The sequence below is a fragment of the Natrialba magadii ATCC 43099 genome (genome assembly GCF_000025625.1).
GTDB classification, from domain to species: Archaea; Halobacteriota; Halobacteria; order Halobacteriales; family Natrialbaceae; genus Natrialba; species Natrialba magadii.
This window is the reverse complement of sequence record NC_013922.1, coordinates 3,341,325-3,355,398: the sequence shown is the minus strand read 5'-3', so window position 1 is coordinate 3,355,398 and position 14,074 is coordinate 3,341,325. Positions and strand designations below refer to the sequence as shown.

15 protein-coding genes and 1 tRNA gene are annotated in these 14,074 nt (G+C 61.6%); 6 read left to right on the top strand and 10 right to left on the bottom strand.

The annotated features are described in order from the left end of the window. The first annotated feature begins 57 nt into the window (after window positions 1–57). A complete protein-coding gene (gene mvaD, locus NMAG_RS15630) occupies window positions 58–1,041 on the top strand; it encodes a phosphomevalonate decarboxylase MvaD (RefSeq protein ID WP_012996800.1) in 984 nt (327 codons plus the stop codon). A 97-nt stretch (window positions 1,042–1,138) separates the two neighbouring features. Here the strand turns inward: mvaD and NMAG_RS15625 are convergent, their stop codons facing one another. Beyond that, a complete protein-coding gene (locus tag NMAG_RS15625) occupies window positions 1,139–1,738 on the bottom strand; it encodes a hypothetical protein (protein WP_004216007.1) in 600 nt (199 codons plus the stop codon). Between the two features lie 180 nt (window positions 1,739–1,918). Between NMAG_RS15625 and NMAG_RS15620 the strand changes: the two genes are divergently transcribed. Beyond that, window positions 1,919–3,178, top strand: coding sequence for an NAD(P)/FAD-dependent oxidoreductase (locus NMAG_RS15620; RefSeq protein WP_004216009.1), 1,260 nt, complete (start codon window positions 1,919–1,921; stop codon window positions 3,176–3,178). A 512-nt stretch (window positions 3,179–3,690) separates the two neighbouring features. Here NMAG_RS15620 and NMAG_RS15615 read toward each other — a convergent pair. The 3 genes from NMAG_RS15615 to NMAG_RS15605 all read right to left on the bottom strand — a co-directional run bounded on the left by NMAG_RS15615 (window position 3,691) and on the right by NMAG_RS15605 (window position 5,894). After that, window positions 3,691–4,011 (bottom strand): hypothetical protein, encoded by a 321-nt coding sequence (locus tag NMAG_RS15615; protein WP_004216010.1) that lies wholly within the window; start codon window positions 4,009–4,011, stop codon window positions 3,691–3,693. 242 nt (window positions 4,012–4,253) lie between these two features. After that, window positions 4,254–5,231: a flap endonuclease-1 gene (gene fen / locus NMAG_RS15610; protein ID WP_004216011.1), complete on the bottom strand. Its 978-nt coding sequence runs from the start codon at window positions 5,229–5,231 to the stop codon at window positions 4,254–4,256. Window positions 5,232–5,300: 69 nt separating this feature from the next. Beyond that, window positions 5,301–5,894, bottom strand: a complete 594-nt coding sequence (locus NMAG_RS15605; protein WP_012996799.1) for a GNAT family N-acetyltransferase — start codon at window positions 5,892–5,894, stop codon at window positions 5,301–5,303. Window positions 5,895–6,029: 135 nt separating this feature from the next. Here NMAG_RS15605 and NMAG_RS15600 point away from each other — a divergent pair, with 135 nt between their 5' ends. Continuing rightward, a complete protein-coding gene (locus tag NMAG_RS15600) occupies window positions 6,030–6,581 on the top strand; it encodes a hypothetical protein (RefSeq protein WP_004216013.1) in 552 nt (183 codons plus the stop codon). Window positions 6,582–6,727: 146 nt separating this feature from the next. Here NMAG_RS15600 and NMAG_RS15595 read toward each other — a convergent pair whose 3' ends face one another. From NMAG_RS15595 to NMAG_RS15570, 6 genes are all read right to left on the bottom strand, one after another. Continuing rightward, entirely contained in the window at window positions 6,728–7,441 is a 714-nt protein-coding gene (locus tag NMAG_RS15595; RefSeq protein ID WP_012996798.1) for a hypothetical protein, read from the bottom strand. A gap of 566 nt (window positions 7,442–8,007) precedes the next feature. Beyond that, window positions 8,008–8,514, bottom strand: a complete 507-nt coding sequence (locus tag NMAG_RS15590; RefSeq protein ID WP_004216015.1) for a hypothetical protein — start codon at window positions 8,512–8,514, stop codon at window positions 8,008–8,010. Beyond that, window positions 8,515–9,093 (bottom strand): winged helix-turn-helix domain-containing protein, encoded by a 579-nt coding sequence (locus NMAG_RS15585; protein WP_004216016.1) that lies wholly within the window; start codon window positions 9,091–9,093, stop codon window positions 8,515–8,517. It abuts the gene before it with no gap. A gap of 66 nt (window positions 9,094–9,159) precedes the next feature. Further along, window positions 9,160–10,269, bottom strand: coding sequence for a tyrosine-type recombinase/integrase (locus tag NMAG_RS15580; protein WP_004216017.1), 1,110 nt, complete (start codon window positions 10,267–10,269; stop codon window positions 9,160–9,162). A 285-nt stretch (window positions 10,270–10,554) separates the two neighbouring features. Then, window positions 10,555–10,625 (bottom strand) — tRNA-Gly (locus NMAG_RS15575). Window positions 10,626–10,741: 116 nt separating this feature from the next. Then, window positions 10,742–11,569: a class I SAM-dependent methyltransferase gene (locus NMAG_RS15570; protein ID WP_004216018.1), complete on the bottom strand. Its 828-nt coding sequence runs from the start codon at window positions 11,567–11,569 to the stop codon at window positions 10,742–10,744. 212 nt (window positions 11,570–11,781) lie between these two features. Here NMAG_RS15570 and NMAG_RS15565 point away from each other — a divergent pair, with 212 nt between their 5' ends. The 3 genes from NMAG_RS15565 (at window position 11,782) to NMAG_RS15555 (ending at window position 14,071) form a co-directional block, all read left to right on the top strand. Then, the gene (locus NMAG_RS15565; RefSeq protein ID WP_012996797.1) at window positions 11,782–12,252 is read left to right on the top strand and encodes a DUF5793 family protein; all 471 of its coding nucleotides are present in this window, start codon (window positions 11,782–11,784) and stop codon (window positions 12,250–12,252) included. Between the two features lie 210 nt (window positions 12,253–12,462). Beyond that, the gene (locus NMAG_RS15560; protein WP_004216020.1) at window positions 12,463–13,626 is read left to right on the top strand and encodes an ABC transporter ATP-binding protein; all 1,164 of its coding nucleotides are present in this window, start codon (window positions 12,463–12,465) and stop codon (window positions 13,624–13,626) included. Window positions 13,627–13,792: 166 nt separating this feature from the next. Then, the gene (locus NMAG_RS15555; RefSeq protein ID WP_004216022.1) at window positions 13,793–14,071 is read left to right on the top strand and encodes a UPF0058 family protein; all 279 of its coding nucleotides are present in this window, start codon (window positions 13,793–13,795) and stop codon (window positions 14,069–14,071) included. Window positions 14,072–14,074 lie beyond the last annotated feature (3 nt).

The window sequence follows — 14,074 nt, the reverse complement described above, 5'->3', positions numbered from 1 at the left end:
GTGGCACACCAATCGGATGCCGTGAACTTTAAGCGGCCATCATCCGCCTATCCGGGTATGAAGGCGACCGCGATGGCCCACCCCATCCAGGGGCTGGTCAAATATCACGGGATGCGCGACGATATCGAGCGACTCCCGTATCACGACAGTATCAGCGTCTGTACGGCCCCGAGTCACACCCGCACTACCGTCGAGTTCTCGATGGACTACGACGAGGACACCTACGTCGTCGACGGCGAGGAACTCGAGGGCCGCGCGGCCGAGCGCGTCGACGCCGTCGTCGAGAAGGCCCGAGATATGTCCGACGCGGCACATACGGTCTACCCGGTCCGACTCGAGAGTGAGAACAGCTTCCCGACGAACGTCGGGCTTGGCTCCTCGTCCTCCGGCTTCGCCGCGGCAGCGATGGCGCTGGCCGAGGCAGCCGACCTCGACGCCGACCGACCAACCGTTTCCACGATCGCACGCGTTGGCTCGGCGTCGGCCGCTCGTGCGGTGACGGGTGCGTTCTCGCAACTCAACACCGGGCTGAACGACGAGGACTGTCGCTCCGAGCGACTGCCGAGCAACCTCCACGAGGATCTGAAGATCGTCGTCGGACTCGTGCCGTACCACAAGGAGACCGAAGACGCGCACAACGAGGCCGAGGACAGTCACATGTTCCAGGCCCGCAACGCGCACATTCACAGCCAGATCGCAGAAATGCGCGACGCGCTCCGCAACGACGAGTTCGAGGATGCGTTCGAACTCGCCGAGCACGACTCGCTCTCGCTCGCGGCGACGACGATGACCGGCCCCGAGGGCTGGGTCTACTGGCAGCCAGCCACGCTCGCAATCTTCAACCGCGTGCGCGAACTCCGCGAGGAAGAGGATATTCCGGTCTACTTCTCGACGGACACAGGCGCGAGCGTCTACGTCAACACCACCGAGGAGCACGCCGAGTTCGTCGAAGAGGAGATCGCCGACTGCGGCGTCTCGACGACGATCTGGGACGTCGGCGGCCCTGCTCGCTTGCTCGACGAAGACGAGCACCTGTTCTGAGAGCGGTTTTGTGATTTTTCGAGGCCGGTCGTTGTCCTGTATCGTCCCGAATTAGCGGCGTAGCGGGACAACTGTTGCCCTCAACACCAGACCCAGGTCACGACGCTGCATCGAGTCGAACGAGCGCGATACACGCGATGCTGTCGTCCTCCTGTGTCGGTGCAGGAACGGTTAGCTCTGCCGCGTACAGCCCCGGTTCAAGTTCGGGGTCGTCTCGAACGGCAGTGACTGCGTCGACGAGCGACCACGTCTGCACCTCGCCAGCAGGGACGGTCAGGGTACCGTTGCCGGCTCGATCCTGCTGAATATCGTGCCAGCCCGCACCTGTATTGGTGCGAATGTGCCAACTGTACGGATTGAACGTTAGTTCGCTGGCAGAGTCATTACGAAGCGTCAGAGAAATCTCTGTCTCGGGCACCCCATCGGCCACGGTACTGCGTTTTGGACGTGACTCGAGGGACACCGTGGCCGAATCCGGATCGACAGTGTGAGAGCAGACGGCACTCTCACGGTCAGTTTCGGATGGTGGACACGGCTGTGTCCTGATATCGGGGATTTGAGAGTCCGCTCCGTCTCTGGATTCTGGTGAGTCGGAAGATTGTCCCGAATCGCCAGTGGGGAGGGGGACGCTGAGACAGCCAACGGTACCGATGACGGTTCCAGTGCCGACGTGTGCGAGAACGCGGCGGCGATGCATACTGAACGTCACAGTATCGGTTTGTAAAGAGGTGAGGGAAGGTGAAAGGATTATTTGAGCGACTCACGCGGCGCTCGTGTTGGCGTTGGTGTTCGTGTTTGTTTGTCTGTATCCGTATTCGTGTCCGTGAACGCGTTCGTTTGGTCCCCAGTATTTGGGCGCGCGGAACCTACATCGGGTATGCACGTCGTCGTCCTCGGTGGCGGCTACGCGGGCCTGACCCTAACCCGCGAACTCGAGAAGCGAGTACCCACAGATGCGGATCTCGAACTCACCCTGGTTAACGACTCGCCGGATCACCTCGTCCAGCACGAACTCCACCGCGTGCTCCGCCGGCCCGAACTGGCGAACGCGATCACCGTCTCGCTCCCGTCCGTCCTCGATCGGGCAACCGTCCGCGTAGCGCGCGTCGAGGCTCTCGACCGTGAGCGACGAACCATCAGACTCTCCGATGGCACCCTCTCCTACGATATCGCGGCCGTCTGTCTTGGCGCACAGACTGCCACCCACGGACTCGAGGGTGTCCGCGAGCACGCAATCCCGTTCAAACGACTCACCGATGCGTTTACCGTCCGGAGACGAGCGCGGGAGGCGCTGCGCGTGCGCGACCAAGATACCCCACAGTTCGTCGTCTGCGGTGCCGGCCTCTCGGGTATCCAGGTCGCCGGCGAACTCGCCGCACTTGTTCGCGAGCGTCACGGATCAGACGCAAACGCTACGCCGACCGTCACCCTTCTCGAACAACTTGACACCGTCGCCCCACAGTTCGACCCTCCCTTCCAGCGCGCGGTGACAGACACACTCGAGTCCGCCGGCGTCACCGTCCGGACTGGGACAGCCGTTACTCGAGTGACGCCGTCGACAGTGGGACTCGAGTCGGGCGAGGAACTCCCGGCGGAGTGTGTCGTCTGGACGGGAGGGATCCGTGGGACAGCGGCTCTCGGTCGAGAACGGCCGGCGGTTGGGCCGGCGTTAGAACTCGACGAGCGGACGTTTTTGCTCGGCGATGCGGCGCGGATGACCGACGCGGAGGGGGAGGCGGCTCCGGCGAGTGCCCAGAGTGCGATACAGGCAGCGCGGGCGCTTGCGCCGACGATTGCAGGTCTCGTGAACGACGAACGTGATGATAGCGGCGAACGTGATGATAGCGGCGAACGTGACGATAGCGGCGAACGTGACCAGAGTCGTGGAGCGGAGTCGGTGTCGGCTTGGACAGCAGCGAACTTTGCGTTCGACTCACCAGGCTGGGTCGTTAGCGTGGGTGACGAGGCGGTCGCACAGGTTGGGTCGAGAGTGCTCACTGGTCGTGGCGCGCGACTGCTCAAGACTGGTGTCAGGCTTCGGTACCTCGCTGCGATCGGCGCGACTGATCGGGCAGCGGTGCTTGCACGCGAGGAGGTTGATCACCGACTCCCGTTCGAATTGGGTCGCGAGCCGTAGCCTGAGACGGTTTGCTGTCAGTCAGTTCCGGCGCAACCGCGACCCGTGAGGCGGTTGCACCGATGAATCGGTACAGCAATCCGTATGAATGGGGTGAGAAAGAGGGTGGACTGAAGCGGAACGGGACGAAATATAGCGAAACGGATGATGTGCTGTTTCGGTCCGGACGTCGATTTGTCCGACTGAGTGGGGCCGATGCGTCGTGCGGGGCAGATGCGTCAGCTGTGTCCGGTGTGATCTGGTGGGTGGTCTATAGTGGGGTGCCTGTACTGACTTGCTGCTGTGAGGCTCACAGTGAGTGGAGAGGTGTGGATGGTGGAGAGGTGTGGATGGTGGAGTAGGGTGGTGGAGAGGTGTGGGTGGTGGAGTAGGGTGGTGGAGTGGAGTGGAGTGGTGGAGAGGTGTGGATGGTTGGGTGGTGGAGTGGTGTGGATGGTGGTGGGGATGATGTGCGTAGTGCGGTAGTGTACAACACCACCGCACGATCGATTCGCCCCTGCACGACATCGTCACTATCGCGGCCGCGTGTACCGCATGGCTCTGAGCGCCATGCCAAGCACGAGTAGCGAGATGAACGCTACCGCGAGCCACTGGCCGGTGTGCGTCAGCAACGCGCCGCCGACTGCGCCGAGCAGATCGACACCGGTTGCCTGGCCAAGGGCGAACAGCACGACCGCGAGGCCAACGAGCACGACGATCGTTTGCACCGCGGTCGACAGCAGCCATGCGCCGAAGTCGAACCGCGCGCGTCGTCGCTGGTCCGTCCGCGGCTCTCGTTCCCTGGCGGGAGCGTCTGCCGCCGACTCGGACCGGGTGCGTTCGCGTTGGGACATACTCGGTCACCCCGATCACGACGACCAGGGGTAGCCAGATTATTATAGCTCACCTAAGCGATGGCGCTCGACCTGCACCGCAAACCGCAGTCGCTCCTGTCTGCCTCTCTTAGCAGTGCTGTAACCGCGCAGAAAACCGTTCGATTCACGAAACAGTCCGCCGCCCACTGTCCGCTGCCCGTTGCCCGCTGTCCGCTGTCCGCTACAGCCCCCGAACCCGAGTACGTATACAACCACTGCGCTCAGGTCCACCGATCCAGCCCGGTCTGTGTCACACTCTCCTCGATCCGCTCGAACCCGCGTGCAACCTCATCGGCATCGACTCCCCACTCCTCAGTCACGTACTCTCGCGCCGCCTCTATGTCCGGATCCAGTGTCGTCTCAAACTCGTACTCGTCAGTCACGTTTGGCTCGCGGAAGAGCGCTCGCACGCGGTCGCCGTACTCGAGTGTCTCGCCGCGCGCTTCGAGCACGCTCCAGAGGTCGCCGTGTTCGCTGATCTCCGTGAGTGCCGTTTTCGGGCCGATTCCCGAGATGCCCTCGTTGAAGTCCGTCCCGATGAGGATGGCCGCGTCGATGAGTTGCTCGAGTGTGAGGTCGTGGTGGTCCAGTGTGGCCTCGAGGTCCATCAGTTCGGGATCGCCCTTGCTCGTGAGCTGTCGGAGGGTGTAGGGTGCACCGAAGAGCAGTGCGTCGTAGTCCTCGGAGCCAACGTAGTCGGCGTCGCCGCGTCGAACCATATGGGCCGCCTGTGCCTCACCCTCTGCCGGCGCTTCGACGATCGGCACATCGAGCAATCGGAGGAGTTCACGGCTGGTCTCCTGGATCGTCGGCGTCAGTCGCTGCGTGCGCGACTCGAGTTGGGCGATAGCGACCTCGTCGCCTTCCTCGCGGGCGGTCTCGAGTTGCTCTTCGTACGTCTGGCGCTGCTCGCGGCGGGATTCGATCTCGTCTTCCTTGAGTTCGGAGGGGCCGCCGTCGAAGACCATGACCGGTGTCACGTCGTTCTCGAAGAACTTGGGGAGTCCCTGGACGATGCCGATCAGGTTTGCGACCTCGGTGCCGTCTGCGGTGGTGTATTTCGAACTGCTGGTCCACTTGACGGTCGTCGTCAGGTACCGATAGAGCCAGTTGTGCGCGTCGACGGCGACGACGCCCTCGATTTCGGAGAACGGAACGTCCTCGATGACGGCGATGTCGCGTAAAGCAGCATTTCCCATTGACTCTTCATTGGTGGGTCTGGGATTTGAATTGTCCCCTCTCGACTCGCGGCCGATGACTGCTGGGGGCTATCGATCCGGCGGCTCGCTCCCGACCCGTGACTCGAGAAACGCCGTTTCGTCCCCGGAAAGGTCCCGATCTCGAAACTCGTCGAGTCCGTCCTGGTACGTGTCTCGTTCGCGTTCGGTCGTGGTGCCGTTCTCACCAGGTGTGGATGGTTGGTACTCGAGTACCAGTTCGGCGATTCCCGTCGTCTCACCGGTGTAGGTGAAGCCAGCACGGTAGAGCGCCTCGTAGGCGAAAGGGTTGTTGACTGCGATACGGATGCGTTCGTAGCCGCGCTCGACGGCGTGGTCGCGGACGAGCGAGACGAGTTCGGGGCCGATCCCCTCGCCGCGGCGGTCGCGAGCGACGGTGACGTACCGGAGCCACAGCGTGTGCTCGTCGGTTCGATCCTCGTTGAACGCGATCGCTGCGACGATGGTTTCGCCGTCGCGGGCGACCGCCTTGCCGGTGTTCGTCATGACGAACTTGCCGGCGTAACTGAACCGCTTGTGGTCGAGTGGCAGCTTTGGCCCGCCGGGTGGCCACCCGAGCAGTTCGTACGTGAGGTCCTGAGACACGGGTTGGGTCCGCTTGGTCGAACGGAAACTAATAGCCATCGTCCAGCCGGCGACGGCGGGTGAGAAGCGAACTCGAGTAGCCCACCGCACTGTGTACGCGTCGTGATTGCCCGGCGGACGTGACACGTGCCGGACAAACCATTATGGAGCCCGTTGTGGTACACTAGCCCCATCATGAGCGCAGAGTCAGATACACAGACCACAGTCGGTGTCGAGAGCTCGATTGGCTGGCCGGTCGGTGGCGCAGTCGGTGGTGCAGTCGGTGCACTCGTCTTCGGGGCCCTCATCTGGCTCTTCGATCCCGAGGTCGTCTCGGCGGCGATTCCCGGTATCTACGGGCTGGACCCGACCGGGGTCGTCGGCTGGGGAATCCACCTCGCCCACGGAATCGTCCTCGGGCTGATCTTCGGCTTCCTCGTCACCCGCGAGCCGATCCTCGGGACGCTCCAGATGAATCCCGAAACGGAGTCGCTCTCGCGGACCGGGATCACGCTGCGCGTCGTCGCCGCCGGCTTCGTCTTCGGGCTGGCTGTCTGGGCACTCCTGCCGCTGCTCGTCCTGCCGGTCTGGCTCGAGGCGATCGGCACCGAGGCAGCAGCCGACTTCCCGACGACAGCGGTCGAGAGTCTGATCGGCCACCTGCTGTTCGGGACGGTGCTCGGCATCGCCTTTGCCCTCGTCACGAACCTTCAGCCGGGGGCTGCCGAGACGCCGCTCGAAGGCTGACCACTGACCGCTGACTGCTGACTGCTGACTGCTGACCGCTAACCGCTGACCGCTAACCGCTAACCGCTGACTGCTGACTGCTGACTGCTGACCGCTGGCCGCTGACCGAAGATCGAAAATCGAAAGCCGAAAACTGCCCCCGCGGTTCAGAAACGATTCCGCCACCGCTGCGTTCGCATCACTTCGTCTTTCATCGCCGAACAGTTCGCCTTCGCTCGATCCTCGCCGAGTTCGTCCGTCATCTCCTCGACACACGACTCCCAGGAGCCACCGATAGACGACCAGAACTCGAGTACACTGTCTCTGTCCCACCCCTCCGGCAGATCGTCCAAACCGGTGACGTCGTCGTTGACGATCGGTGTGAGCGCCTCCGCGTCGCCGTCACCGGCAGTCGACTGCGTCGCGTCGTCGTCCTCCAGGTCGCTTGTCTCGAGTACCGAGGCACGATACACCGCCGAACCGATGGTTTCGGGGCCGAGTCCGACGACGTACGCAGGCTGAGCATCACTTGCGTCGACAGCGGTGACGTTTTCGTCGTCTTCTCCCTCTCCTGTCGGGAACTCGAACTCGCTCGTCAGCACCGCTGCGACGACACCGCGGCCGTCCGGCGTTGCGACAACGTCGCCTTCCTCGTATCTGGTGTCAGTCTCGGGTATACTCGAGTACTGGGCAGTGGCGGCAGTAGTGTCGATGCGCGGATGTGCAAGGGTGCAAGGCGGTTTGCAGGAACGAGTGTGAGCAGTGCGTGAGACGTAGGCACGGACCGGGGTTGCTGCTGCTCGCGGTGTTGCTCGCAGTAGTAATGCGCGGACCGGGATTTGAACCACGCGAAGACGGTCCTGCTCGTTCGCTTCGCTCACTGTGCGGGCTGCGACTTCTCTACTTCAAATCCCTCATTCGATTCCGTCGGCTCACGGTGTTGTTCGCCGAAGAAATGCGCGGACCGGGATTTGAACCCGGGCCATGAGCTTGGAAGGGGTCTGTCACAACCCGTGTGATTTCACCCATCGAACAGAGGTCAAATCGACGTCGAACGACACAGACTCCACGACTGTTTCGACGGTAACCCCGCCTCCGTGTTGTATTTTCCCTCGTCAGCGTTCCTGATTTCCTCGACTCGTAATACTATCTAGTATATTATAAAGGCCGGTGTCGTGAGCTTCGGGGCTTACATCCGTAACACGTACTATCCAGTTTACCGCTGTTTTCAGTCGGTCACGATCTCTCGCCGCTACGGGGAGTCCCCAGTGCTCGATCCGAACGATTACTCGAACGCGGAGGCATAGGCCGTGATAACTGATCCTGATTTCCCGACTGACGACGAACTCGAGGACACCTGATGCGGTTCGTGAGCAATCGCTGCGGTTCATCGGACGACGCGACGTGGACCGTCACCAGGGGATTACGACGCGGTAGCCGACGAATCCTAAAACTCCGTCTCAGGATCGTACCGAGCTCGGATGATCCTCGGGAGTCGCGTTTGAGTCACTTCCCACAGTAGTCCGACGGGAGTGTCTTCCAGAAAATCGACGCCCTGGTATTGGTAGTCGCTCTCCGGCGAGGCCCGCTGCTGAAAGTGGTCGAACGGGATGTTCGATTCCTCCGGATGCGGTTGTCGGTGCCAGCCGCAATCGTAGCCCGACGGCTCGATGTAGTGGAACTTGAACTGGTCGTCGATTCCGGCCGGGTGGGTCCACCAGTTGATCTCGAGTTTGGCTTCGGCCGCATCGACGAGTCCATCGACCAAAATCTGTGTATCGAAGTGAGCGACGAGTTTCCGGTCTTTCTGGTCGCGTGTCGGTCTGACGGCTACCGTCTCAGTCGCGGGATGGTGGTTCAGATTGATCCGTAACTGCTCGAAGATCCGACTCCGCCGACCGGAGAGACCGATCGGATCGGATCCGCCATCTGCCAGCAAATCGTCGGGATACATTTATGCAGCAGAATCCACCGACGGTTGGTAGTGCTCGCTGAATTTCTCGTATCGCTCGAGCGCTTCCTCTGCTATCGAGACCATGTGCGAGTGCGAGTCCCACTCGGAAGCCTTTTTGAAGCACTCCCGCGCCTCCGTCGAGGAGGTGTCTTCGGCCGTCGCGAGTTTCCGTAGTTCATCCGCGCTCTCGACACCGTACGTTTCCCTGAGCTCCTCGATGTCCTCCTTTGCGGTGACCGCTATCGTCTCGATCTCGCTTCGAGTGTGTTCCTCGATCAACTGTGATACTTCTTTGAACCGCTGGTACGCGGCATCGGGGTAGTACGTCTTCGCACCTCGCTGTTCGACTGCACTCAGGATATGCAGATCGACCAACCGCTCGAGGTGACTCCGTGCCGTCGTCGGTGATACCTCCGTTTGCTCCGCGATCCAGTCCGCCGTCCGCGGTTGTTCGAGTGTCAACGCGACCGAAATCACGCGGTCGACTCCCGGCATCTCCTCCGTCCATTCGTCGGTGTGTTCCCCCTCGTCCCCGATCTCGATCGCTTCGGGTGGTGCCAGAGATTCGTCGTCAGCCATATCCTGACCGATTATTTGACCTCGAGAACAATAACCTTGTGCGTACACTAATTATTTGAATAGGAATTACCCCATCTGCTCGAGTGCCGCCTTTCGTTCCTCGATCGGCGCTCGATCGTACCGTACCGTGGATTTAATCGATCGATGGCGCAACTGCGCTGCGGCCGCCTTCATCGTCAGTTCGTCCGCCATGTACGTCCCGACGCTGTGGCGTATCGAGTACCACGTCAAGTCGCGATCCGCCACTGCGATTCCGGCTTCCGCACAGATCTCCCGAAATATTCGGTTCAGTGATCCGGTCGAGTACGGGTTTTCGAACCGGGTGAGCCAGAGTTGTTCCGTGTTCTCATATTTCTCCCGACATCCCCGCTCTTCGAGCCACCGCTCGACTGCCATCACCGTTCGATCCGACAAGCTACACCGCCAGTGCTCCGTGTTCTTCGCCGAGTCTTCCTTTGGAATCCGTACTACGCTGTTCGCCGCGTCTATCCACGATGTCGTCGCTCGCCGCACTTCGATCGGACGCAGCCCGACGTCCAGCGTCGTCCACAGTAGCGACGGTATCTTCCACCTGTTTGCGGCTTCCCATTCGTCTACCGTCACGTCGTCCTTCGGTTTTCCCAATCGCTGTGCGAGATATCGCCACCAGTGTTCACGCTCATCCGGTGTAACGGCGTTGTAATCGGGAATTCCTCTGTATTCGAGCGCAGCCTCCCGGACGCGCGCCCGTTCGTCACGCGTGAGGAAATCGCGCGGACTGTGGAGCGATCGCGATGCAAACGATAGTTTCGGCTCCCATTCGACCGCGCTTGCGAACTCGTGTCGTTCCCACTTGAACAACGTCTGTACCGCTTTCTGACAACAGTGTTTGTAGCTCTGGGAGTAGTCCGTCTCCGCTAACTCCTCCATCCAGGCGTCCGCATGTGTGGGCGTGATCTTTTCCGTGTATCGGTTCTCTGCCTTCCACGTTTTTCGGTAAAGCGTGTCGAGGCGGTACGCCCGCTGACGAGTCGTCGAATGGGCGTAGCCGATCGATCGCTTCGGATCTTTTCCCTCGGAGAGCATCCAATCGACGAGGTTGCGTCGATGGTTTCGGTAGGAAACGCGCTGTCGAGGGTTGAGGTGTTTCGCTGACGGTTCGGGCACGAGGACGATGTTCTCGGGTTCTTCACTCATAGGTCGATGGACCGTGTACTGTCTACGTGAGGAAACCTGGAAGCCACGAGTTACGTCTCGACCAGTTTCGCGTGAACCCTGTTCGTGGGTCGCTGACTTACTGCACTGGGAGGCGCTTCGCTCGAGCGGGCGCTAACGATGCGGAGAACGGTGATGCGCGGACCGGGATTTGAACCACGCGAAGACGGTCCTGCTCGTTCGCTTCGCTCACTGTGCGGGCTGCGACTTCTCTACTTCAAATCCCTCATTCGATTCCGTCGGCTCACGGTGTTGTTCGTCGAAAAGTGCGCGGACCGGGATTTGAACCCGGGCCATGAGCTTGGAAGGCTCAGGTCCTACCACTAGACCATCCGCGCTCACTCCCCAGTTTTGGCTCCATGTTTAAGGCGCTTCCGTTTCGGAGTCACCGCCTGCCAGCGATTGGCGCGCTATCGGCCCCAGCTGGCGCAGTCGGGACACTCACCGTAACCGATCACGTGTCTGATTCGTCAGCGCCAGCAACGACTGCATAACAGTTGCCGCTCGAGACCTCCCACTCGAGTACCTCCAGCGAACTCGCAGCAAGATCCCGCTCGAACTCTTCGGGGGTGTAGATGTGGTAGAAGCGGTCGACGGTCTCGCCGCCCGGGAGGGTCCATTCGATCGTGGTGTCGAAGCCGGTGCCGTCGGCGGTGTCGAGTTCGTCCTCGTCGAAGCGGTCGTGGGCGGTTGACCAGGCGCTAACGAGTGCGCGGCCGTCAGGGGCGGGGGCGAGCACGCGACCGAGTTCGTCGAGGCTGGCCTGTCGGGCGGCCGGCGTGGGGAGGTGATGGAGTGTCGCGACATAGACGGCACTGTCGACGGCGTCGGTTGCGAGTGGGAGTTCGGCGGCGTCGCCCTGACAGAGGCTGACGGTAAAGTCACGCTCTCGTGCGCGGTCACGGCCGGTTTCGAGGAGGCCGCGGCTGACGTCTACGCCGAGGACGTGGGTGAAGTGGTCGGTCTTGGCCAGCAGTTCGGCGTGACGGCAGTTCCCGCAGCCGAGGTCGAGGCCGACCGTCGTCGGTTGGTCGCTGTCGGCAGTGTTGTCAGCGTCGCTAGCGTCGTCGGCGTCGTCGGCGTCGTCACCGTCAGCAGAGACTCTATCGTCAGCCTCGTCACGGCTGGTCGACCCGTCTGCAACGACATCTTCGACGAACGATTCGACTTCGGGCCAGGCGTACTCGCGGGTCTTTGCGAAGTGCGTCGCGATCTGATCGTAGGTGTCACGAACGGCTGCGCGGTCGGCCCGGTCGTGCGAACGGTCGTGACGGTCAGCCATTGCTCGATATCGTCGACGGGCGCGCAAAAAGCGTTCGTAACGGAGTCCGACCGGTCGACAGAAACTGCGCGAGCCGTCGTATCACGAATCTGATCCGGAGATACAAACTGAACATCCCGGTTCCACAACTGTCTCGAACTGGTGTCTGTTCAACGAGATGATGCACCGTGCGTTACGTTCATACGATGGGAGCGCTAACCGATGACTACGGAATGAGGCGCGAGCACTTCACGTTACATGTCAGCAATGTCGACTGGGTTGAAACCGACGAGGAACCGAGCAAACCCTCGGTATCGATCGACTTTACCGGCCCAGCGGCGATGCTTCGTGAGCGCCTTACAGGACCCGGCGACGAGGTTCTCGACGCAGGCGAGACTGATGTAGCCCTCCGGCTACAGGAGCCACTCGACGGAGACGCCGCTGGCGTCGTCAGTGTCACGAACCGGGTCACTGGTGATTTCATCCTCGAGTTGAACGAGGAGGCAACCGACGTGCTTCGGTTTATTCGTGCAGCGCGGGGCTACGGTGAGGAAGAAAACGACGACGATGGCCGCTACGAGGTCGAGATTACGCTCGACGGCGAGCAGTTCGTCACCTACGACAAACGGACGTTCCTCGTCTACGACGACGAGGGGAGCCTGCTTCGACAGCACAGCCTGATCCCGAGCGGGGTCGAACTCTGACCAGTCTCGAGAGGCGATTTGGCCGGGCTGTGTCCCTGCGTCGCTACTCTCGCTACGAACCCTCTACACGCACTACACGCCGCCAACAGCACTTTTCTCGCGTTCGAACGCGCTCGATTGCCTCTCGCCCGATGGAAACGGACCGGCAATTATAAGTGTTTTAGGCACCCCTAAATCGAATGTGTCCCGGCCGCAGCCGGGGAGTCGATAATGGGGAATGGACAACTGCTTACGACGACGCCTGAGGAGACTGCTCACACACGAACGACTACAGTCGCCGACGACGTCGTACTGGAACTCGACGGGATCGGAAAACGATACGGCTCTGAGACCGTCATTTCAGATCTCTCGCTATCCGTTCAGGACGGTGAGATTCTCACCCTCCTCGGCCCCTCCGGCTGTGGCAAGACGACGACACTCCGGCTGATCGCCGGCCTCGAGGAACCGAACGCTGGCCACGTTATGCTTCAGGGAACCCCCGTGGCCGGCGAGCGCCGGTTCGTCCCACCAGAGGAGCGCGGTGTCGGCGTCGTCTTTCAGGAATTCGCCCTGTTCCCACACATGACCGCCTGGGAGAACGTCGCCTTCGGCCTGCAGGAGTGGTCGAGCGACGAACGCGACGCTCGCGTCGCGGAGCTACTCGAGATGGTTGGGCTCGCAGACCACGGAGAACACTATCCGAACGAGTTGTCGGGCGGCCAGCAACAGCGGATTGCGCTGGCGCGCTCGCTCGCGCCCGAGCCAAAGATGCTCCTGCTCGACGAACCGTTCTCGAATCTCGACGTGGACCTACGCGTCGAGATGCGTGAGGAAGTGCGCCGGATCATCAAGGAAGCCGGTGTGACGGCAATTTCGGTTACACACGACCAGGAGGAGGCACTCTCGATTTCGGACCGTGTTGCAGTGATGAACGATGGCCAGATCGAACAGATCGATACGCCAGAACGCGTCTTCCAGCAGCCGAAATCGCGCTTCGTTGCGGGTTTTCTCGGCCACGCGAGTTTTCTCTCGGGTGAGGTCCATGGCGACCACGTCGACACTGCGCTCGGGCGCGTACTCCGCGACGACGTGAACGGGCTCGCCCACCAGTACGACGGCACCGGTATCGACTTGCTCGTCCGCCCGGACGATGTAACGGCGCTGCCGGCGGCAGACGGCGAGGCGAACGGCCGCGTCGTCTACCGACGCTACCTCGGTCCGACGGTGCTCTACCGTGTCGAACTCGACACCGGTGAGACGATCGAGTGTATGCACAACCACTCGGATCGGATCGGCCTCGACGAGCGCGTCGCGGTGCGCGTCACCGCCGAACACGAACTGGCGTGGTTCCCCGCGGACCAGCGCGACCGCACACCGGCGACGGCCGCCGACTGACTGGCGATTCCCCCTCGACTGATTGCACACAGCACCCCCGATCCGTCGAGCCCGTGGCCCGAATTCAGTCCTGCAACTCCATACTCAGCCCGCATACCCACCAGCAGCCGCTTTTGCGACTACACGGCACACAACTCTTAAGCCGAAACCGTTCGTAGCCGTGGGCATGCACAAGGATGAACTCCTCGAACTCCACGAAGAACTCGTCGTCATTATGGAGTACTTCGAAGAGCGCGAGGAGGTCGACGAGGGCCTTTTTGAGCCGTACCACCAGCTCGACGTCGACCCCTCGCATGTCCACAAATCGAAGAGCGAACACAAACACGCGGTCTTCGTCCTCGGAAACGCCCTTGCGAAGGGAATGAGCGAAGACGAGTTCTCGAGTGCCGGCCGAATTGGCAAGCGGATGAAAGAACTCGCAGAGGATGCCGAATCGAAAATCTAGGCG